The following is a 21,134-nucleotide window of genomic DNA, read 5'->3' as shown; positions in this document are numbered from 1 at the left end:
TGCTCTTCAGCCACAATCAGGGACACATGGAAGATGAGTCACCCCTCACAGTTCACCTTGCTGCGCACCCGGCGCTTCCTGCCGTTCTTCATCACCCAGTCCCTCGGGGCGTTCAACGACAACGTGTTCAAGCAGTCGTTGATCCTGGCCATTTTGTACAAGTTGGCCATCGAAGGTGACCGCTCTATCTGGGTCAACCTGTGTGCGCTGCTGTTTATCCTGCCGTTTTTCCTGTTCTCGGCTCTGGCCGGGCAATTCGGGGAAAAGTTCGCCAAGGACGCGTTGATCCGCCTGATCAAGCTTGGGGAAATCGTCATCATGGCGGTCGGCGCCGTCGGCTTCCTGTTCGATCACCTGTCGTTGATGCTGGTGGTGCTGTTCGCCATGGGCACTCATTCGGCGCTGTTCGGGCCGGTGAAGTACTCGATCCTGCCGCAGGCCCTGCGTGAGGATGAGCTGGTAGGCGGCAACGGCCTGGTGGAAATGGGCACCTTCCTGGCGATCCTCGCCGGCACCATTGGCGCCGGGGTCATGATGTCTTCGGCGCATTACGCGCCGGTGGTGTCCACGGCGATCATCGGCATTGCCGTGCTCGGCTACCTGGCCAGCCGCAGCATCCCCCGCGCGGTGGCCGCCACGCCGCAAATGCGCCTGAACTGGAACATCTTCAGCCAGTCTTGGGCCACGCTGAAACTGGGCCTGGGGCAAACTCCGGCGGTGTCGCGCTCGATTGTCGGCAACTCGTGGTTCTGGTTTGTCGGGGCGATTTATCTGACGCAGATCCCGGCGTATGCCAAGGAATGGATGCACGGCGACGAAACCGTGGTGACGCTGATTCTGACGGTGTTCTCGGTCGGCATCGCATTGGGTTCGATGCTTTGCGAGAAGCTCTCCGGACGCAAAGTCGAGATTGGCCTGGTGCCGTTCGGATCGTTTGGCTTGACCGTCTTCGGTCTGCTGCTGTGGTGGCATTCCGGCGGGATCCCGGACAATGTCGTCGGCCATGGCTGGATCGAAATCCTCGGTTTCGGCCACGCCTGGCTGGTGTTGCTCGACATCCTCGGCCTGGGCGTCTTCGGTGGTTTCTATATTGTGCCGCTGTACGCGCTGATCCAGTCGCGTACCGCCGAGAACGAGCGGGCGCGGGTGATTGCCGCCAACAACATTCTCAATGCGTTGTTCATGGTGGTGTCGGCGATTGTCTCGATCGTCTTGCTGAGTGTGGCCAAGCTGTCGATCCCGCAACTGTTCCTGGTGGTCTCGTTGCTGAACATCGGCGTCAATGCCTACATCTTCAAGATCGTCCCCGAGTTCACCATGCGTTTCATGATCTGGCTGCTCAGCCATTCCATGTACCGCGTCGAGCACCGCAACCTGGATCTGATCCCCGATGAGGGCGCGGCGTTGCTGGTGTGCAATCACGTGTCATTCGTCGATGCCTTGCTGATTGGCGGCGCGGTGCGTCGGCCGATTCGCTTTGTGATGTATTACAGGATCTACAACCTGCCGGTGCTGAACTTCATCTTCCGCACCGCGGGGACGATTCCTATCGCGGGGCGTCAGGAAGACATCCAGATCTACGAAAAGGCCTTCACGCGCATTGCCCGGTATCTGAAGGATGGTGAGCTGGTGTGCATCTTCCCCGAGGGTAAATTGACCGCCGATGGCGAAATGAATGAGTTCAAGGGCGGCTTGACGCGAATTCTCGAAGAGACGCCGGTGCCGGTGATTCCGCTGGCCTTGCAAGGGTTGTGGGGGAGTTTTTTCAGCCGCGATCCGGGCAAGGGGCTGTTTCATCGCCTGTGGTCGCGAGTGACCCTGGTGGCAGGGCCGGCGGTGGCGGTTGAGGCGGCGGAGCCTGCCAGGTTGCAGGCGTTGGTGGGGGAGTTGCGCGGGGCCGTAAGATAATCGGTGATTCTACCGGCCTCTTCGCGAGCAAGCCCGCTCCCACAGGTTTTGTGTTGTGCCACACATAGTAGGCACACCTACAATCCCTGTGGGAGCGGGCTTGCTCGCGAAGGCGATAGTGGCTTAGGCGCTGACCTTCAGGCCAACGAGCCCTGTAATGATCAGCGCCACACTGGCCAGCCTCACCAGCGCCATGGATTCTCCAAACAGAATGATCCCGGCGATCACCGTGCCTACGGCACCGACACCGGTCCAGATCGCATAGGCCGTACCCAGCGGTAATTCCTTCATGGCAAGGCCGAGCAGGCCAAGGCTGACAGCCATGGCGGTAACGGTCAAAACAGTGGGGAGCGGGCGGGTGAAGCCGTCGGTGTACTTGAGGCCGACGGCCCAGCCGACTTCGAACAGGCCGGCGAAAAACAGAATGATCCAGGACATGAAGACCTCCATCGTCTGACGGGGTCGTCCCCAGATTAATGGCTCGATCGAGCTGCGGGGTCGTCCCCGCGATGCGCAATATAGTGCCCAGTATCAACCCGGGGATCAAGATCGCGGATCATTCAGTGGCTTGCTGGGCGGCGATTTCCCTGTCCTGTTTCTCGCTCATGCGACGGAAACAAGTCGACAGCAGTGCCCCGGAAATATTGTGCCAGACGCTGAACAATGCACTGGGCACCGCCGCCAGCGGCGAAAAGTGCGCACTGGCCAGGGCCGCGCCCAATCCGGAATTCTGCATGCCGACTTCCAGGGCCAGGGACTTGCGCTGTGCCAGAGGCAGCTTGAACAGGCGCCCGGTGAAGTAACCCAGCAAGTAGCCAAAGCTGTTGTGCAGCATGACCACGGCCATGATCAGCAGGCCGGACTCGGCAATCTTCGCCTGGCTGGCGGCGACCACGGCGGTAACGATGATCACGATGCTGACCACCGACACCAACGGCAGCACGTCCACGGCGTGTCGAACCTTGTCGCCGAGCAGCCGTTGGGCAACCACGCCCAGCACGATCGGCAACAGCACCACTTGCAGGATCGACCAGAACAACTCCATGAACGACACCGGCAACCAGGCCGAGGCCAGCAGCCAGATCAGTGCTGGCGTCAGCAGCGGGGCGAGGAGGGTGGTGACGGCAGCGATGGCCACCGACAGCGCCAGATCGCCGCGGGCCAGCCAGGTCATCACGTTCGACGAGGTGCCGCTTGGGCAGCAGCCCACCAGAATCACGCCGACGGCGATTTCCGGCGGCAAGTGGAACGCCTGGCAAAGCAACCATGCCACGCCGGGCATGATCACGAAATGTGCAACCACGCCCAAGGCCACGCGCCATGGATGGCGAGCGACTTCGGCGAAGTCGTCGAGTTTGAGGGTCAGGCCCATGCCGAACATCACCAGCCCCAGCAAGGGCACGATGGCGCCTTTGAGGCCGAGGAACCATGCCGGCTGCAGAAACGCCACGGCAGCGAAAATCAGAACCCAGTAGGCGAAGGTGTTGCCGACAAAGCGACTCAATGCAGCCAGTGCGCGCATGGCTTGATCCTTGTTATTAAGTGCACCACAAAACCAAATGTAGGAGCGGGCTTGCTCGCGAAAGCGGAGTGTCAGTCGACATATGTACTGACTGATACTCCGCTTTCGCGAGCAAGCCCGCTTGTATGGTAGGACTTGAAGGGAGGAGGAGGGACAAAGCCCGATTCTGACTGTTGACGCAGTACAGATCCGTGGGAGATTTCGCCCCTCCTCCTTTCACCCAAGCGCCGATAAAGAATGCATCTGGCTAGACCGACGATAGGAACAAGCCTGCGCCTCTGGGTGAGCCCTTCAAGTGCTCAAAACCATATCCCGGAGGAAATTTAATGGCAATGCCGGTTTCTGTCTCAAAGCCGATCGCAGGCGTGGATGTCGCCAAGAATGAACTGGTGATTTATCACGCCGAACTTGACCTGCTTGAAACGATTCCCAACAACAAGGCAGCCATCAAGCAGTGGCTGAAGGACTTGCCGAGGACAGTGGCCATCGCCATTGAGTCGACCAATATCTATCACCTGGAGTTCGCCGATCTGGCCTACGAGGCCGGCTGCGTGATTTACATGGTGGGTGGCTATGAGCTGAGCCATTACGCAAAGGGGTGAATGTCCGCGCCAAAACCGACGCGCTGGATGCCAGGCTGCTCGCTCGCTACCTGAAGAACGAAGGTGACGATCTTCATCCCTGGACCCCGCCATCACCGCTGTACCGTCAGCTCTTGAGCCTTTTTCGCCGCCGGGCGGCTCTGGTTCAGGCACGAGTGGGCCTGGTGCAAAGCTGGGCGAATGAACCGCTGTTGAAGACCGCTTTCGCCGAGCAAGTGAAATCCATGCAACAGCTTGAGGCGCTGGTCGAAAAGACGATTAAGGATTATCTGAAAGAAGCCGGTTTGCTCGGTCAGTTGAAGCGCTGTCTGAAAGTTGAAGGCATCGGATTTTTGACCGGAGCCCGCTTGATCGCAGCATTCCAGCGAGGCGATTTCAGAAACGCAGATGCCTTCATCGCCTTTCTGGGAATGGATTTGCGGGTGGCGAAGTCAGGACAAAAGACGGTCGCCGAAGCTTGACCAAACGAGGTGATCCGGAAGCTCGCCGACTTCTGCACAACGCAGCCATGTCGGCCAGTCGTACACCAGCCTGGAAAGATTTTTACGCGGCACAAAGAGCTCGAGGGTTCAGCACCACTCAGGCACTGGTGATACTGGCTCGCAAACTTGCTCAGGGTCGTATTCGCCTTGCTCAAGGGGCAAAGCGAATACCAGCCAAAAGTCGGTTGAGGGCTTCCCTCAACCATAGAATCTCCACAGTTTCAGATCACAAGCTGTTAGATCCCCTGCGGAGTCTCTTCGCCACCCAACGCTTCAACCAGCGCCGGCAGGAAGTCGCCGAAGGTCAGCATCATCAGGGTGAAGCTGGCGTCCAGTTGGCCCAGGGCTTCGTCGCCGCCGTCCTGTTCCGCCTGGTCTTGCAGCAGGTCTTCGAACTTCAGGCGCTTGACCACCATTTTGTCGTCGAGGACGAACGACAGTTTGTCCTGCCAGGCCAGGGACAGTTGAGTGACCACTTTGCCGGTGCTCAGGTGCAACTGGATTTCTTCGCTGGTCAGGTCCTGGCGCTTGCAACGCACGATGCCGCCGTCTTCGTGGGTGTCGCGCAGTTCGCACTCGTCCAGTACAAAGAAATCGTCCGCGGCTTTCTGCGTGGTGACCCACTCGGTCATGGTCGCGGTCGGGGACATTTTCACCGTCAGCGGGCGCACCGGCAGAGTGCCGATCACTTCGCGCAAGGTGGACAACAGGTCTTCGGCGCGTTTCGGGCTGGCCGAGTTGACCAGGATCAAGCCCTGTTTCGGCGCGATGGCAGCGAAGGTCGACGAGCGGCGGATAAAGGCGCGGGGCAGGAAGGCCTGGATGATTTCATCCTTGATCTGATCGCGTTCCTTCTTATAGACCTTGCGCATTTGCTCGGCTTCGATCTCTTCGACCTTTTCCTTGACGGCGTCACGCACAACGCTGCCCGGCAAAATACGTTCTTCCTTGCGCGCGGACACCAGCAGGAAGTCACCGCTGACGTGCACCAGCGGCGCATCTTCGCCTTTGCCGAATGGCGCGACGAAACCGTAGGTGGTCAACTCCTGGCTTGCACATGGGCGCGCCAGTTTGGTGGCCAGTGCAGTTTCCAACGCCTCGGCATCAACAGGCAGATCTTGGGTCAGGCGATAGATAAGCAGGTTTTTGAACCACATGGGGTGAGTCTCTCCTTTATACAAAGGCGGGCATTATTGTCTTCGCCGTGCCATAGGCCAACCTTTCTCTAAGCCTTTGGAAGGCCTGAGAAAATTATTTTAAAAAGTGCTTGCCAGAGGTTGGGTCGCTCCGTAGAATGCGCGCCACACCGAAGCGAAGGGTGATTAGCTCAGCTGGGAGAGCGTCTGCCTTACAAGCAGAATGTCGGCGGTTCGATCCCGTCATCACCCACCATTCGTTTCAAGTGTTTAGCGCAGCGGTAGTTCAGTCGGTTAGAATACCGGCCTGTCACGCCGGGGGTCGCGGGTTCGAGTCCCGTCCGCTGCGCCATATTCGGTAACCTGGAACACTGAACGCCAGGTCACCACGGAAAAGCCCGCTTAGGCGGGTTTTTTTCTGCCTCAAGTTTGACTGTTGTTCCTGTGGGTTGCATCGTTTCACCGGTTTTTCGATTTTTTTGAAAAAAACTTCAAATAAATCAACGCTTTATAAAAACCTGTGGCATAATGTGCCCCGCAACGAAGGTAAAGGGTGATTAGCTCAGCTGGGAGAGCGTCTGCCTTACAAGCAGAATGTCGGCGGTTCGATCCCGTCATCACCCACCACTTTCAACGCTACGCGCAGCGGTAGTTCAGTCGGTTAGAATACCGGCCTGTCACGCCGGGCGTCGCGGGTTCGAGTCCCGTCCGCTGCGCCATATTCGGTAATCTGGAACACTGAACGCCAGATCACCACAGAAAGCCCGCCTAGTGCGGGCTTTTTGCTGTCTGGGGTTTGGCTTTTTCGCTCCCTGCAGGAGCGAGCCAGCTCGCGATGGTCGTTAACGATAATGCGTAGATTCAGATAGCCAGCGGCGCCCATGGGTTTTTCGCGAGCAGGCTCGCTCCTACAGTTCGGCGTTACGGCTGTGCCGGTAGTCGCTGACGGCTTCATACACGGCTTTGCGCAGGCGATTGATCCCGCCGATAGGGCGGTGCGCCTCAAGGCCGAACCAGGGATTGAACGACTGGTTGTCGCATTGCAGGTTCAGCGCCGGTGTATCGAAATCCTGTGCCGGCACGTTGATTCGCGCCACCGTCTCAAAGGGTGCATCGCTTTCGCGCCACTCAATACTGGTGTCTTCAATCGGCATGTACTTGTTGGCGTCCTGTCGCTGGATTTGCAGGGCGAAACATGCGGGCACCCGGTCGGTCGACAGTTGTTGGTTCAGCGCACTGCGCAGAAAGTTCGGCAGCTTGCGATTTTGTTCCGGCAGGCTGTAGGCCGGGCAGTTGTCCGGATCGGGTATCACCCGGTACTTCGCATTGGCTTCACCGAATTTGTAGGGTGAAACCGAAAAGTACGTCGTCCGGGTTGGGCTCGACGGGGCGGGGGACAATGTCGCCAGGGCAATAAACAGGTGGCGAACCTGCCAGGCGCGTGGATCCCAGTCGGGGAAAAAAGCCATTATCTTTTTGCCATCGGCTTGGGCGGCGACGTTCTGACGGTATTCGGCGACATTGCTTACAAAGAAGTTCGGATGGCTGAACATCACAAAATCCTGTTCGCTTCTCTCCTGCTGATTGCTCAACAGTTGTTTACCCGGAACATCGAGCAGTTTGATCGCCATGCCCCGGGCGTCGCGAATGCTGTCGAACTGCGGGTAGGCATTGCCGTTGGACAGGCGCATCGTCGCTTGCCAGGTTTTGCCCGGCTCGCTGAACACGCCCTGGCGTAGTTCACTTGGCAGTTCCGGCAGCACCTGAACCTCGGCCTTCACACAACCGTGGGCCTTGGCATGGGCGTCGCGCAGGTAGCGGGTGCTTTCACGGTGCTGATCGACGATGCGCACGGCGGTCTGGATGATGTCCTGGGTCATCGCGGCTTCGTCGTCCGGAATCAGCTCCTGCGCCGGGACCGGCCCGCGATGCTGCCAGGCAAACCAGGCACTGGCCAATGCCCAGCCCAACACGCCCAGGCCCAGTAACCACAGCAGCAGCTTGCCGAGAAAGGCGCCCAGGCGCAGCCAGAGAGTTGTCAACATAGTTAAGTCCTTTTGACTGCGGCTGTGGTCATGGCAATTGCGCTTCCAGCGGGCCGCCCAGCACTTTCAGGTATTCCAGCAGCGCCCAGCGTTCCTCCGGCTGCAACCAGCGGCCGATCACGCCATTGCCGAGTTTGCCGGCACGGAATTCATGACCACCGTTGTGGTTGCCGGTGATTCGCGTGTCGAACAGAAAACCATTGGTAAAGGCTTCGGTGCGGTAACCCAGGTGTCCCGGGTCGTATTCGAAGGTGCCTTTGAAGAACGTGGTAGCACGCTCATCCTGAGGCGACAGCAATTGATAAATGCTCGGTACCGAACCGTTGTGCAGAAACGGCGCTGTCGCCCATACACCTGCCAATGGCCTGGCCTTGTACGAGCGTAATTCGCGCACGCCAATGGGTAGGCCGAAACCGTCCATTTCCGGACGCTCGGCAGGGGTGACTTGGGCGTCTTGATACGCGCGGTCCAGGACAAATGCCGTGACATAGGCCAGCCCCTTGGCCACGGACATCTTGCTCAGGTCCAGTGGTTCGGTGGGTTTTGGCTCTACATCAAGCTTTTCCAGTTCCGCCTGCTTCCATTGCAGCGCTGTCAGGTCGAAGCGGTGGTCGGCGATGTTGTTGGCCGCACCGGGGTCTGTGCCGATGTAATCCACCGGGAGCATTTTCAGGTGCTGAACGTAACGCCCCTCGCCCTGGGTGGTGCGCGGTACATGACAACCCGCGCAGTTTTCCGCGAACAAGGTGCGCCCCTTTGCTGCCAGGGGTTTATCGACCGCGCCCAACAGATCTTCCGGCCAGGCTGGAGGCGAGAGTCGTTGCAGGGTTTTTTCGATCAGGTGCAGGTCGCGCACGCGGACACTGGAGGGATAGCGGGCATCGCCCATCAACGGCTGGCCATTGTCGTCGAAGAAATCCAGCGTGGCGCCGACGCCCAGCGCCTCGCCGATGTTGCGGGCCATCGGTTGTTTCGCCGAGCCGTTCCACTGCACCCATTCGAACGTCCACATGTCCCACAACTGCGGATAATCAACCGGGGCATTGGCTACGCGGTAGTTTTCGGGGGAAATCGCATCACCAAAGCTGGCGTTGGCAATGCGCCCGAAGGCGTCTGTGCGCCCCGGGCCTTCCTCGGTCGGATAGAGCCCGCGGTGGGTGTCGTTCCAGGCCACCTTGAGGAAGGTATCCAGTGAAGATTTGAATTCCTTGCGTAACTGTTGGTGACGGGCGTCGTAGTCCTGGCCCAGCACAGTGCGTGCGAAACGTTCGAATTTCCACGGGTTGTAGTAGGTCGAGGCCAGGCTGGCCACCAGTGCTTGTCCGAAACTGCCCCCTTTGAGTGTAGGAACACTGGACGGCAAGACATGTTGCGCCGAGCCACCGTCGATACGCACGGCTTGCCCCTTGAAACGCAGTTCTCCGGTGTGGCAGGCCGCGCAGGTGATATCCAGAAACACATCCGGGCTCCCCGCATTCTGGTGCCGGGTAAAGCCTGCCGGGTGGTTGCCCGGGTTGTTCAGTGTCGGATTCTGGCCGGGGTCCACCAGAAAACCGAAGCGTGCGAGGTACTCGGGGGCGGCGAAGCGTTGCTGCGAGAAGGGCAGTTCGAGGGCAGTGAACCAGTCATAGCGCAAGCCTTTGACCTGAGTGCCCTGGGGTGTGAAGTAATAGGTTTCTCGGTCGGCGGCGCTCCATTGCGCCAGGTAATGTACCTGTTGTGCAGGCGACCAGGCCGGCAATTTCGGGTTGGCGACGTAGTAAAGAACCACGGCCATGACCAGCCCGAGCAGTACTGCGATGAGAACCAGCAAGCGAAGGAACAGGCGCACGATAAACATCCTTGTCAAGTTATCATGCCGTTATGCCCGAGTACCCAGGGTGCGGCAAGAGGCCATTACGCCAGATGCTGCGGGTTCTGGAATCAGTCTGCGTCGGAGCAAGATGAAAGAAGCTTCATCAGCCGAATTGTGAAATGCGTTTAAACACGTGAACTTATCAAATGTTTCCGGCTCTCATGCCGGTAGCCATTGGTCGTGGCGGCCTGATAAGCTCGCGGCTTTACTCGATTGCCCTTTAGGCGCATGAACAAGGAAATAGCATGAAACAGCATCGGTTGGCGGCGGCGGTGGCCCTGGTTAGCCTGGTACTCGCGGGTTGTGATTCGCAGACCAGCGTAGAGCTGAAAACTCCGGCGCAAAAAGCTTCCTACGGCATTGGCCTGAACATGGGCAAGAGCCTGGCCCAGGAAGGCATGGATGATCTCGATTCCAAAGCCGTAGCCCAGGGCATCGAAGACGCCGTCGGCAAGAAAGAGCAGAAGCTCAAGGACGAAGAACTGGTTGAGGCGTTCGCCGCACTGCAAAAGCGTGCCGAAGAGCGCATGGCCAAGATGAGCGAAGAGTCGGCCGCTGCCGGCAAGAAATTCCTCGAGGAGAACGGCAAGAAAGCCGGTGTGACCACCACGGCTTCGGGCCTGCAGTACGAAGTCGTGCAGAAAGCCGATGGCCCTCAGCCAAAGCCGACTGACGTAGTGACCGTTCACTACACCGGCAAACTGACCAACGGCACCGTATTCGACAGCTCCGTCGAGCGCGGCAGCCCGATCGATCTGCCGGTCAGCGGTGTGATCCCGGGTTGGGTCGAAGGCCTGCAACTGATGCACGTTGGCGAGAAGTACAAACTGTACATCCCGGCTGACCTGGCTTACGGCGCTCAAAGCCCAAGCCCGGCGATTCCAGCCAATTCGGTGCTGGTATTCGACCTGGAACTGCTGGCCATCAAGGATCCGGCAAAAGAAGACGCCGCTGCCAAGTAACCAGCGTCTGCTTCGATAACAACGCCTCGCTCATGCGGGGCGTTGTTGCATCTGGCGCTCGGCAGGGGTAAACAAAACGAACAGACGCTCCAGACCGGAGTCTCAGGCATAGTGGCGTTGGCGGTAGACGCACAACGTCGCCAAGTCAATGAAATTATGGGTTTTTTTGATGAGTAAAAAACGCCCGATCTGAACGCAAGCCTTGTAAAACGGGGCTTTCAGCGGAGAAAAGCAGCTCTGTTCACAAGGTTATCCACAATTTGTGTGGATAACATTTCAACGGGAGAAATCATGAAAGCACCCTGGAATTTCGCTCGTTTCCTGCCTCTGGCCGGGCGCCTGCTGGCACGCGGTCGATTGCCGACCCTGTTGTTCGCGGTCGCCAGCAAAGGCGCGAGCCAGGGCAATCGACTGGGCAAAATCAAGGACGACTTGAAGCTGTTGCAAGCACTCTGCCTGGCCTACTGGCGTGGTGAATATCGCGCCATAAGCCCCAAGGCGCTGATTTCGGTCGTTGCGGGCCTGATGTACTTCCTCAGCCCGGTGGATGCGATCCCGGATTTCATTCCGGTATTCGGCATGCTCGATGACATTGCGGTATTGGCGTGGCTGATGAAAGTGCTCGACGACGAACTCAATGCCTTCCGCGCCTGGCGCCAACGGCAAGCACCGGAGAAGCTCGCGGTGGTCGAGCGTCTGCCTGCTACCCCCGAACAACTTCAACTTCAGGGCCCGAAAAAGCACTGAGCCGATTTCGACCTGTTCACAGATTGATGCCCCCCGCGACCTTGGCCGCTGTTAGGATTACACTTCTAAGGAAAAGTGCTGACTCGCTAAGTGTTTTTGTCCTACGGGGTAGTCATGGATATTCAGATAATTACACGCGAAGGCGAGCCCGAATATGCGGTTCTGCCATGGGCTCAGTATCAGGCGTTACTGAAAGCAGCAGGCATCAAGGAGCAAGCGTCGCCTGAAGCCACGAAGCTTCAGACGGCAACACCAGACCCGATTCTTCCAGGTCTGGATCAACTACGCAGTTTGCGCGAAGGAAAGGGCATCGCCATCGAGGCGCTGGCCCGCACGGTAGGCATCAGCCCGTCTTACCTTGCCATGATCGAAAGTGGCGAGCGTCTGCCCGACGCCGCGATTCGCCGCAGCCTGGCCTGGGAATTGACGGTGCCAGGGTGGAGGGAAGAATCGTGAGCGTACGCATCAGTCGTCAACACTGGGACGGATTGCTGGGCGAACTGGATCAGGCGCGTCGCCAGCGCCATCTGTTGACGTATCGGGCATTGCTGGAGCGTTTGCAGCTGCCGACCCCGGCCATGCAGACCCTGACGGCGGCCCTTGAGCATCTGGCGGCCCTGGACGCCAAGGCGGAGCAACCATTGCGCAGTTCACTGGTGATCAGCCAGGGTGCCAGCCGTTTGCCGCGCACCGGGTTCTTTGAGTGTGTCGAGCGCCTCGGGCGTTTTTCCGGGCCGTCGGACGGTGTTGCCGCCGCGTCCTGGCACGCTTCGGAAGTGGTGCGGGTGTTCGAGTACGAATACCCGGAATCGGCCGAGGCCTGAGTGTTTTTACAACTCAAGGCGCGGGCCGGTTACTGGCTCGCGCGCCGATTGTTTCACTGGTCATGGTTTGTCCGTCAGCCACGAGGCTGGCGCTGGCTCGAAGGCCAGTTCGCCCGCATGGCCAACCTGGGCAATGTCGGCGCCCAGAGCTTCTATGGGCACATCCTGACGTTTCGCGGCGTCGGCCTCGGTGCTCGTGAGGAGGGCGTGCGTTTGTTGCGCCTGGCGGCGTTGGCGGGCGATGGCAAGGCGGCGTATCAAGTGGGCGTGATCAGCCTGGCCGGGACGGCGAGCAAGGCTCCGGATCCGGCTGAAGCTGCGCGGTTCTGGGAGATGGCTGCCAAGGCTGGGCATCCGTTGGCTGAGATCAAGCTCAAAGAGTTGGTGTCTCGCGGTCCTTTAGATAATTAGTGGCTGGTCCAACGCCTTCGCGAGCAGGCTCGCTCCCACAGATGTCGTGTCGAATGTGGATATTGCGAACGACACCAAATCCTGTGGGAGCGAGCCTGCTCGCGAAAGCGTCAGTTCAATCACCGCTGCCCCACGAACAACTCCCCATACGACATCCGCTGCGCCAGACTATCAATCACGTGCACGCTATACCCCGGCACATTCTTCGCGTGGTGCTTTGCCTGGGAAGCCATCTCCGCCAACTGGCTCGCATCGAGTTGTTCACAGGCCTGTGGATGCAGATGCACCACCCCGATCGACAGCGACAACAGCGCAAACTCCTGCCGCACGCCCTGGCGATTCGGTGCGATGAAGCAGCCGGCTTCCAGGTGCTCGCTGCGGTAGAAGCGCCGGCACTGGCTCTGGAAGTCGTCGAGCAACTGGTTCAAACGTTTGCGCCAGTCTTCCGGGCCGAGCACCAGCAGGAAATCGTCACCGCCGATGTGGCCGACAAAATCGCGGGAGGGGTCGACGCGGTCGATCAGGCATTGCGCCAGGCACAGCAGGACGTCGTCACCGCGGCCATAGCCGTAGAGGTCGTTGAAGGGTTTGAAGCTATCAATGTCCACGTAGCAGATCACCGATTCCCGTTGCTGTTGCAGCAGCCGCGTCAGGCATTGCTGGATCGGTACGTTGCCCGGTAGCAAGGTCAGCGGGTTGGCGTAGCGGGCCTGCTGTATTTTCAGTTCGGTAATCAGTTTGAGCACGTCAATTACGCGGCCCAGCCCGAGATAGCCACCATTGAGGGTGATGATGAAATCTTCTTCGATGCGCTGGCGGGCACGGCTGGTGATCAGGCGGCTGACTTGCTGCAGCGACTGGCTCAGCTCGACGGCGAGGAAGTCATCGCTCATCAGGCGGCTGATGGGCTTGCGCGCGTACAGGTCGGTGGCAAAGGGCTTGAGCAGGACATCAGAGAGCGAATGACGATGGACAATGCCGCAGGGCTGACCCTGTTCATCCAGGACCGCCAGCGAGTTCAGGTTGGCCTGGCGGCGAAAGGCTTCGAGCACTGTGGCGGTCGGGGTATCCCGGTTCACTGCGGGTTGCTCGTTGAGCAGGGCGCTGAGGTCGCTGCCGTCTTCGCTCAGGACGACGGCGGTGCTGTCCTGTCGGGGCATCAATGCCCGGGCATCGCGCGGCGGGTGCTCCTGGGGGCGGCAGAGCAGGTAGCCCTGCACCAGGTCCACGCCCATTTCGGTCAGCACCGTGAGCTCTTCGGCTAGCTCGATACCTTCGGCGATGACTTGCGCCCGCGAGGCCTTGGCGATTTGCAGGATCGAGCCGACGAATTCGCGTTTGAGCGCATCCTGATGAATGCCGTCGATGAAGTGCCGGTCGATCTTCACGTAGTCCGGACGCAATTCGGACCACAGGCGCAAACTCGAATAGCCCGCCCCCAGATCATCCAGCGCAATCGAAAACCCCATCGCCCGATAGTGATGCAGGGCGGTTTGCAGTAGCTGGAAATCATCCGTCGGCGTCTGTTCCGTGAGCTCGATGACCACCTGACTCGGCGGAATGCCGAAGTCCTGCAGCAATTGCAGGGTACGCCCCGGTTGATGCGCCGCTTCGAGCAGGGATTCCGGAGAGACGTTAAGGAACAACAGACCAGGCAGTTGTTGCTCATTGAAGCGTCGGCAAGCGCTTTCGCGGCAGGCAATTTCCAGCTCGCTCAGGCGGCCGGCCTGGCGGGCGACGGCGAACAGGGCGACAGGGGAGTGCAGAGGGCTGTTGGAGGGGCCGCGACTGAGGGCTTCGTAACCGAGAATGCGCCGCTCAGAGAGGCTGATGATCGGCTGGAACAGACTGTGCAAACCGCCTTGAGTCAGGATTGAACTCAACGCACTCAGCTGTTCGGTCGTGGTCATGGCGATCTCTGGCGATAAAAAAGGACCGGGCGGGCTCTTGGTAAGAGAGCACGCCCGGTCCTTTATTTCACGACAGAATGATGACTGTTTGATGATGCTCCGGGGAGCGTCAGCATTAAATTGCCATCATTGTTTGTAAAAACTCAGTGCTTGGCCACTGCCGTGTTGAGTTTCAGGTAGTCCAGCAGAATCCGCCCGGTTTCGCTCAGGTAGGCATCGTCTTCCGGTTTGGTCTTGGCATCCTCGGCCGCAATGGCGTCCTCGTCTTCTTTCTTCAGCTCTTTGAGCGGTTCTTCGCCCTTGGCCTTGCGACGGATGTTTTCCATGGTCAGCTGTTTGGCTTCGATGTCGGCGTGCTGGGCGCGACGCTCGGCTTCATTGAGGCTGACGGTTTTTTCGGCCATCAGTTTCTGCGCCAGGGCCAGCTTGTCGCGGATGAACACGAACTCCGCATCTTTGGCCGTACGCCCGTCATGCTCGGACTTGAGCTGCGAAATGTACGGCTTGAACGGATCCACTGCAGGCTTGATCGCTGCCTTGATGGTGTCCCACGGCATGGCTTCCGGCAGGGCGCTTTCACCGATTTCCTTGGTGTCGATGATCGACGGGTAATCGATGTCCGGCAAGACGCCCTGATGCTGGGTGCTCTGCCCGGAAACCCGGTAGAACTTGGCCAGGGTCAGTTTCAGTTCGCCATGGTTGAGCGGCTGAATGGTCTGCACGGTGCCTTTGCCGAAAGTCTGGCCGCCGATGATCAGTGCGCGGTGGTAGTCCTGCATGGCACCGGCAAAGATCTCCGAAGCCGAGGCGGACAGGCGGTTGACCAGCAACGCCATCGGGCCTTTGTAGAACGCGCCCGGGTTTTCATCTTCCAGGACATCGACCCGGCCATCGGCGTTGCGCACGAGCACAGTCGGGCCTTTGTCGATGAACAGGCTGGTCAGCTCGGTGGCCTCTTGCAAGGAACCGCCACCGTTGTTACGCAGGTCGATGACCACGCCGTCGACTTTCTCTTTCTGCAACTCGGTCAGCAGTTTCTTGACGTCGCGGGTGGTGCTCTTGTAATCCGGGTCGCCAGCACGGAAGGCCTTGAAGTCCAGATAGAACGCCGGGATTTCGATGACGCCGAGCTTGTAGTCCTTGCCGTCCTGCTTCAGGTTCAGTACCGATTTCTTCACGGCCTGGTCTTCGAGCTTCACCGCTTCGCGGGTGATCGGCACGATCTTGCTGGTCTGGTCGTTCGGCGCATTGCTGGCCGGGATGACTTCCAGGCGCACCACGGTGCCCTTCGGACCGCGAATCAGCTTGACCACTTCGTCCAGGCGCCAGCCGACCACGTCGACCATTTCCTTGTTGCCCTGGGCCACGCCGATGATCTTGTCGGCCGGTGCAACCTGCTTGGTCTTGTCTGCCGGACCTGCCGGCACCAGGCGCACGACTTTCACCTGGTCGTTATCGCTCTGCAACACCGCGCCGATGCCCTCCAGGGACAGGCTCATGTTGATGTCGAAGTTTTCCGCGTTATCCGGCGACAGATAGTTGGTGTGCGGGTCGTAGGACATGGCGAAGGTGTTGATGTACGCCTGGAAGATATCTTCCGAGCGGGTCTGGTCCAGGCGTGCCAACTGGTTCTTGTAGCGCTTGGTCAGGGTTTCCTGGATCTGCTTGGGCTCTTTGCCGGCGATCTTCATCCGCAGTACTTCATCCTTGACGCGTTTGCGCCACAGGTCGTCGAGTTCTGCGGTGGATTTGAGCCAAGGGGCGTCCTTTCTGTCGATCAGCAAGGTTTCCCTGGTGGTGAAGTCAATCTTGTCGACGCCTTTGCCCAGCTCGGCAAGGGCGAAGTCCAGACGCGCCTTTACGCGGTCCAGATAGCGCTTGTAGATGGTGAACCCGGCGTTCAGGTCGCCGCTCTTGAGGAAGTCGTCGAACTGTGTCTTCCACTTGTCGAATTCGGCAATGTCGCTGGCCATGAAGTAGCTGCGCGACGGATCCAGCAGCTTGAGGTAGCTGTCGTAGATGATCACCGAGCGTGCGTCATCGAGTGGTGGCTTGCTGTAGTGGTGGCGTTTGAGCAACTCCACGACGTTCAGGCTGGCGATCACTTCGTCACGATCGGGTTGAAGCTTGTCCCAGCTATTGGCTGCAAATGTATTGCTCGACATCGGCAGCAAGCCGATACCGATGAATAAGGCGAGGGCAGTGCTGGGGAACAGATGCTTCATGCTGATTCGACGCGGGGACAATTGATAACGCATATTAGGCCGTCTTTGAAGTCGCCGGTTCTCTGGGAGCCGGTCGCATAATGCAAAAAGCCCGGCGCTATAGCTTCGGGCTCAGTCCAGACTCACTATGGAGGCACTGTGAAAGCATTGCAAGGCGTTGACGGTCAAGTGGTATGGGTTGATGAGCCCAGTCCTGCGTGCGATGTAGGACAAGTTCGTATTCGAGTGGCGGCATCGGGCCTCAATCGCGCCGACTTGTTGCAGAAGGCCGGTCTTTATCCGCCACCGCCAGGGGCCAGCCAGGTGCTTGGTCTAGAGTGCTCCGGCGTGATCAGCGAGGTCGGCGCCGGGTCTTCCTGGCAGATTGGCGATCGGGTTTGCGCCTTGCTGGCCGGGGGAGGGATGGCCGAAGAGGTGGTTGTCGACGGGCGGCATGTATTGCCGGTTCCCGACGGAATGTCACTGGTCGAAGCGGCGGCATTGCCCGAAGTTTATGCAACAGTCTGGCTGAATTTGTTTCAACTGGCGGCGCTCAAGCCGGGTCAGAAAGTTCTTCTGCACGCCGGGGCAAGTGGAATTGGTTCAGCGGCCATTCAGCTGTGCAAGGCCTTCGGTAACCCGTGTTGGGTCAGCGTCGGCTCCGCCGAGCGACTGGCCTACTGCGAAGCGCTCGGCGCCCAGGGCGGCGTGGTGCGTAACGATGATCTGGAGAGCTTGCGGGACCTGGGGCCATTCGACGTGATACTCGACCCGGTGGGCGGCAATTATGCGGCGTTGAACCTCAAGCTGCTCGCGCAGGATGGCCGTTGGGTGTTGATCGGTCTGATGGGCGGGCGCGAGGCCAAACTGGATCTGGCCCAGGTGCTGGCCAAACGAGTGCAGTTGCTGGGTTCGACGTTGCGTAGCCGTGATGATCAATTCAAGGCCGATCTGTTCAGTGATTTGAGCCAGCATGTGTGGCCATTGTTTGCCGAGGGGCGCTTGAGCCCGCAGTTGGCCAGGACATTCCCGATCAGGGATGCCGAGGCGGCGTTTGCCGAATTGGCGAGTAATACCGTGGCGGGGAAAGTGGTGCTGGTGATAGACGAAAGCTTGTAGGAGCGAGCTTGCTCGCGATGGTCGTGAACGATAACGCGTGCTACCTGATAACCAGCGTCGTCTTCAAGTTCATCGCAAGCAAGCTCGCTCCTACAGGGGATCCGGGTTATTTCCAGAGGTGGATTGGCCAACCGGCTTTTTCGGCGTGTTCGAGTAATACCGGATCCGGGTTGACCACATGCGGGAAATCCACCTTCAGCAACAACGGCAGGTCGTTGCGTGAGTCGGAATAGAAGCTCGCGCCTTCGAGGTTTTCCTCTTCTGCATCCAGCCATTCCAGCAAGCGGGTGATCTTGCCTTCGCGGTAGGTCAGGGTGCCGACGGTGTTACCGGTATAAGCACCGTGCGACACTTCCAGCTCAATGCCGAGAATCTCGTCGATGCCCAGGCGCTCGGCGATCGGCTTGACCAGATGTACCCCCGAGGCCGAGATCACCAGGATACGGTCGCCGGCCTTGCGGTGGGCGGCGATGGTCCTGGTGGCGTCGCTGAAGATGATCGGTTCGATGAAGTCTTCCACCCAGGGACCGACCAGATGCTCGACTTCTTCGGGCGTGCGGCCGATCAAGGGTTCCAGGCTGAAAGCCATGTAGTCCTCCATCGCCAGGTGGCCCCGGCCGTAGGCATCCATCAACTCCCTGTCACGACGCAGGAAGGATTCGCTGTCGACCCAGCCGAGGCGGACCATTTGCTCGCTCCACAGTGAGGCGCAGTCGCCGTGGATCAGGGTTTCGTCCAGATCAAAAATTGCCAGGGCCATCAGTGCAGTTCTCTCTTCAGGATAAGCAAAGGCATCAGGCTACCTCACACAGGGCCGTCGGATCGATGGAAAGTGCCAGGCGCTGACCATCGGGGTGCAGATCGGAGGCTGAACGGTTGAGCACATCCACCACCAACTCCACGCCCCGGGCTTCGATCCGGTAGCGAATCACGTTGCCCAGCAGGCTGTGGCTACGTACCTGTGCGTCCAGCTCGCCATTGAGGCTCAGTTCGATGGCTTCCGGACGAATGGCGATGCGTTTGTTGATTGGCCGCTGCAACAGCTTCGAGGCGCTGTCGGCGTCCAGCAGGTTGTAGTTGCCGATAAAACCGGCGGCGAACACATCCACCGGTGCGGTATAGAGGGTTTCGGCGTCGCCGCTTTGTACGATTTTTCCCTGATTCATCAGGAAAATCCGGTCAGACATGGTCAGGGCTTCTTCCTGATCGTGTGTGACGAAAATCGTGGTCAGGCCCAGTTCGCGCTGGATCTGACGGATCTGTTCGCGCAGGTGCTTGCGGATACGCGCATCGAGGGCCGACAGCGGTTCGTCCAGCAACAACAGCCGTGGTCGGGTCACCAGCGAGCGGGCGAGGGCGACACGCTGACATTGGCCGCCGGACAACTGATGTGGATAGCGGGCGGCAAAATCATGCAGCTCCACCAGTCTCAGCACTTCGGCGACGCGCTTCTGGCTATCGTCGGTGTTGACCTTCTGCATGCGCAAACCGAAGGCGACGTTCTGCTCGACGGTCATGTTGGGGAACAGTGCATAACTCTGGAACACCATGCCGATCCCGCGTTTCTGCGGGCTCAATGGCACGATATCGACACCATCGAGCAGGATCTTGCCGCCATCCACCGAGGTCAGGCCGGCGATGCAACGCAGCAGCGTGGATTTGCCGCAACCGGACGGGCCGAGCAAGGTGACGAACTCACCCTTTTGAATTTCGCAATTGATGTCGCTGAACACTGTGGTGCCCGCGTAATTCTTTTGCAGATGTTGGACGCTGACATAGCTCATTCGCTTTTGTCCTTGTTCAAGATGTTGGCCGCCCAGGTCAGAACCAGCACGAAAAAGAAGTAGGAAATCACCAGCGCGCTGGTGAAGTGGCCGCTGCTGTTGCGCATGTTGTTGAGGTAGACCTGCAGGGTTTCGTAGCGGGTGCCGACGAGGATGTTGGCGAACACGAACTCACCGAACAGGAACGAGAATGACAGCAGCAACGCCACCATCAGGCCTTTGCGCAGGTTCGGCAGCACCACCAGGATCGCCGCCTGAAAAGTGCTGGCGCCGAGCAATTGGGCGGCGTCCATCAGGTCGCGCAGGTTGATCGCCTGCAGGTTGTTGGTGATCGCCCGGTACATGAACGGCAGCGCCACGGTGAAGTAGCAACCGATCAGGATCCACGGCGTGCCGACCATGGCGAACGGCCCGGAACCGTAGAGCTGCAACAACCCCACCGACGACACCACCGGCGGCACGGCGAAGGGCAGCAGGATCAGGATATTCATCAGCGCATCGAGTTTCGGGAAGTGGTAATGCACCACGAACAGCAACGGCAGAATCAGAACCACCGAAAGAATCAATGAACCAACGCAAACCAGCAGCGATTGCCCGAACGCTTGCAGGAAACGCGGATCGCTCCACAGGTGCACGTACCATTTGATGCTGAAACCGCTGGGCAGGATGGTGGCCGACCAACTGCTGGAAATCGAATAGATAAAGGTGCCGAGCAGCGGCAACAACAGAATGGCGAACAGCAGGTAGACCACTACCCGGTGGTAGATACCGATGGGGCCCAATTCAGCGCGAGACATGGTAGCTCCTCTTCAACAGCAGCTGATGCACGATGGTCACCAGGGTCATCAAGGCCACCAGCACCACGGCCAGGGCGCTGGCCAGGTTCGGGTCCAGGGAAATATCGCCCGAGACCATGGCCGCGATGCGGATTGGCATCACGTTGAAGTTGCCGGTGGTCAGGGCGTACACCGTGGCGTAGGCGCCAAGGGCATTGGCCAGCAGGATCACGAAGGTGCCAAGCAGCGCCGGGGTCAGCACCGGCAGGCCGATGTGGCGCCAGAACTGCCAGCCGTTCGCGCCGAGCAGCGCGGCGGACTCGCGCCAGTCTTCGCGCAAGGCGTCGAAGGCCGGGTAGAGCAGCAGCACGCCAAGGGGAATCTGGAAGTAGGTGTAGAGAATGATCACCCCGGTTTTCGAATACAGGTTGAAGTCCTGAATGATGCCGGCCTGCTTGAGCATGATGGTGAAGCTGCCGTTGAAACCCAGCAGGATGATGAACGCAAAAGCCAGGGGCACGCCGGCGAAGTTGCTGGTCATGTTGGCGAAGGCGTTGACGAAATTGCGCAGTTTCGAGTCGACCCGGCGCAAGGAGTAGGCACCGAGCACGGCGATGATGATCCCGAATACGCTGGACCAGAAACTGATCTCGAGGCTGTACTGGATCGCCTGCATATAGAACTTCGAATTGAATATCCTGGTGAAGTTGGCCAGGCCCCAACCGAACTCTTCCGATTCCAGGCTGTTGATCATCACCCATGCCAGCGGGGCGATTTCGAACACGATAAAGAACAGGGCGAAGGGCACCAGGCACAAGGCAGCCAGCCATTTTCCGCGCGTCATGGA

18 protein-coding genes, 4 tRNA genes and 1 pseudogene are annotated in these 21,134 nt (G+C 59.2%); 12 read left to right on the top strand and 11 right to left on the bottom strand.

Features of this window, described 5'->3' with window-relative positions; translation table 11 throughout:
• The first annotated feature begins 33 nt into the window (after positions 1-33).
• Positions 34-1,908, top strand: coding sequence for an MFS transporter (locus RS887_RS02600; protein WP_322614275.1), 1,875 nt, complete (start codon positions 34-36; stop codon positions 1,906-1,908).
• A 123-nt stretch (positions 1,909-2,031) separates the two neighbouring features.
• Here the strand turns inward: RS887_RS02600 and sugE are convergent, their stop codons facing one another.
• Together sugE and RS887_RS02590 are read right to left on the bottom strand one after the other, a co-directional pair.
• On the bottom strand, positions 2,032-2,346 hold the full coding sequence (gene sugE / locus RS887_RS02595) for a quaternary ammonium compound efflux SMR transporter SugE (protein ID WP_085716911.1): 315 nt from the start codon (positions 2,344-2,346) through the stop codon (positions 2,032-2,034).
• 118 nt (positions 2,347-2,464) lie between these two features.
• The gene (locus tag RS887_RS02590) at positions 2,465-3,430 is read right to left on the bottom strand and encodes a bile acid:sodium symporter family protein (RefSeq protein ID WP_322614274.1); all 966 of its coding nucleotides are present in this window, start codon (positions 3,428-3,430) and stop codon (positions 2,465-2,467) included.
• Positions 3,431-3,756: 326 nt separating this feature from the next.
• Between RS887_RS02590 and RS887_RS02585 the strand changes: the two are divergent.
• Positions 3,757-4,703, top strand: a pseudogene (locus RS887_RS02585) (IS110 family transposase).
• Positions 4,704-4,750: 47 nt separating this feature from the next.
• On the opposite strand, the gene rdgC reads toward RS887_RS02585, so the two are convergent.
• Entirely contained in the window at positions 4,751-5,671 is a 921-nt protein-coding gene (gene rdgC, locus RS887_RS02580) for a recombination-associated protein RdgC (protein WP_007969735.1), read from the bottom strand.
• A gap of 159 nt (positions 5,672-5,830) precedes the next feature.
• Here rdgC and RS887_RS02575 point away from each other — a divergent pair.
• The 4 genes from RS887_RS02575 (at position 5,831) to RS887_RS02560 (ending at position 6,369) form a co-directional block, all read left to right on the top strand.
• A tRNA-Val gene (locus RS887_RS02575) sits at positions 5,831-5,906 on the top strand.
• Between the two features lie 19 nt (positions 5,907-5,925).
• Positions 5,926-6,002: transfer RNA gene (locus tag RS887_RS02570), tRNA-Asp, on the top strand.
• Positions 6,003-6,201: 199 nt separating this feature from the next.
• Positions 6,202-6,277: transfer RNA gene (locus RS887_RS02565), tRNA-Val, on the top strand.
• 15 nt (positions 6,278-6,292) lie between these two features.
• Positions 6,293-6,369, top strand: a tRNA-Asp gene (locus RS887_RS02560).
• Between the two features lie 189 nt (positions 6,370-6,558).
• Here RS887_RS02560 and RS887_RS02555 read toward each other — a convergent pair.
• Positions 6,559-7,695, bottom strand: a complete 1,137-nt coding sequence (locus RS887_RS02555) for a catalase family protein (RefSeq protein ID WP_322614273.1) — start codon at positions 7,693-7,695, stop codon at positions 6,559-6,561.
• A gap of 28 nt (positions 7,696-7,723) precedes the next feature.
• The gene (locus tag RS887_RS02550) at positions 7,724-9,526 is read right to left on the bottom strand and encodes a di-heme-cytochrome C peroxidase (protein ID WP_322614272.1); all 1,803 of its coding nucleotides are present in this window, start codon (positions 9,524-9,526) and stop codon (positions 7,724-7,726) included.
• A 269-nt stretch (positions 9,527-9,795) separates the two neighbouring features.
• On the opposite strand from RS887_RS02550, the gene RS887_RS02545 reads away from it, so the two are divergent.
• The 5 genes from RS887_RS02545 to RS887_RS02525 all read left to right on the top strand — a co-directional run bounded on the left by RS887_RS02545 (position 9,796) and on the right by RS887_RS02525 (position 12,494).
• Positions 9,796-10,512, top strand: a complete 717-nt coding sequence (locus tag RS887_RS02545; protein ID WP_008017718.1) for an FKBP-type peptidyl-prolyl cis-trans isomerase — start codon at positions 9,796-9,798, stop codon at positions 10,510-10,512.
• Between the two features lie 291 nt (positions 10,513-10,803).
• On the top strand, positions 10,804-11,259 hold the full coding sequence (locus RS887_RS02540) for a YkvA family protein (protein WP_322614271.1): 456 nt from the start codon (positions 10,804-10,806) through the stop codon (positions 11,257-11,259).
• A 114-nt stretch (positions 11,260-11,373) separates the two neighbouring features.
• Positions 11,374-11,715 carry a helix-turn-helix domain-containing protein gene (locus RS887_RS02535; RefSeq protein ID WP_111282832.1) on the top strand — a complete coding sequence of 114 codons (342 nt, stop codon included), beginning with the start codon at positions 11,374-11,376 and terminating at the stop codon, positions 11,713-11,715.
• Positions 11,712-12,083: a hypothetical protein gene (locus RS887_RS02530; protein WP_003223109.1), complete on the top strand. Its 372-nt coding sequence runs from the start codon at positions 11,712-11,714 to the stop codon at positions 12,081-12,083. The genes RS887_RS02535 and RS887_RS02530 overlap by 4 nt, the downstream gene beginning before the upstream one ends.
• Positions 12,084-12,494 carry a sel1 repeat family protein gene (locus RS887_RS02525; RefSeq protein WP_322614270.1) on the top strand — a complete coding sequence of 137 codons (411 nt, stop codon included), beginning with the start codon at positions 12,084-12,086 and terminating at the stop codon, positions 12,492-12,494.
• A gap of 119 nt (positions 12,495-12,613) precedes the next feature.
• On the opposite strand, the gene RS887_RS02520 is transcribed toward RS887_RS02525, so the two are convergent.
• Together RS887_RS02520 and RS887_RS02515 are read right to left on the bottom strand one after the other, a co-directional pair.
• Positions 12,614-14,404 carry a bifunctional diguanylate cyclase/phosphodiesterase gene (locus tag RS887_RS02520; protein ID WP_322614269.1) on the bottom strand — a complete coding sequence of 597 codons (1,791 nt, stop codon included), beginning with the start codon at positions 14,402-14,404 and terminating at the stop codon, positions 12,614-12,616.
• 143 nt (positions 14,405-14,547) lie between these two features.
• The gene (locus tag RS887_RS02515; protein ID WP_322614268.1) at positions 14,548-16,629 is read right to left on the bottom strand and encodes a carboxy terminal-processing peptidase; all 2,082 of its coding nucleotides are present in this window, start codon (positions 16,627-16,629) and stop codon (positions 14,548-14,550) included.
• Between the two features lie 138 nt (positions 16,630-16,767).
• Between RS887_RS02515 and RS887_RS02510 the strand changes: the two genes are divergently transcribed.
• Positions 16,768-17,727, top strand: coding sequence for a zinc-binding dehydrogenase (locus RS887_RS02510; RefSeq protein ID WP_322614267.1), 960 nt, complete (start codon positions 16,768-16,770; stop codon positions 17,725-17,727).
• Positions 17,728-17,833: 106 nt separating this feature from the next.
• Here RS887_RS02510 and RS887_RS02505 read toward each other — a convergent pair whose 3' ends face one another.
• Genes RS887_RS02505 through RS887_RS02490 form a run of 4 tightly spaced genes read right to left on the bottom strand, consistent with a single transcriptional unit; the run spans position 17,834 to position 21,131 of the window.
• Positions 17,834-18,487, bottom strand: a complete 654-nt coding sequence (locus RS887_RS02505) for an HAD family hydrolase (protein ID WP_322614266.1) — start codon at positions 18,485-18,487, stop codon at positions 17,834-17,836.
• A 34-nt stretch (positions 18,488-18,521) separates the two neighbouring features.
• Positions 18,522-19,511: an ABC transporter ATP-binding protein gene (locus tag RS887_RS02500; protein ID WP_322614265.1), complete on the bottom strand. Its 990-nt coding sequence runs from the start codon at positions 19,509-19,511 to the stop codon at positions 18,522-18,524.
• Entirely contained in the window at positions 19,508-20,308 is an 801-nt protein-coding gene (locus RS887_RS02495; protein WP_008017706.1) for an ABC transporter permease, read from the bottom strand. Before RS887_RS02495 ends, RS887_RS02500 begins: the two co-directional genes overlap by 4 nt.
• Complete coding sequence (locus RS887_RS02490) at positions 20,295-21,131, bottom strand: ABC transporter permease subunit (protein ID WP_322614264.1); 837 nt, start codon at positions 21,129-21,131, stop codon at positions 20,295-20,297. Before RS887_RS02490 ends, RS887_RS02495 begins: the two co-directional genes overlap by 14 nt.
• Between the last annotated feature and the right edge of the window lie 3 nt (positions 21,132-21,134).

It is taken from the genome of Pseudomonas sp. BIC9C, from assembly GCF_034541995.1.
GTDB lineage: Bacteria > Pseudomonadota > Gammaproteobacteria > Pseudomonadales > Pseudomonadaceae > Aquipseudomonas > Aquipseudomonas fluorescens_CC.
This window is presented reverse-complemented; position numbering and strand designations above follow the sequence as displayed.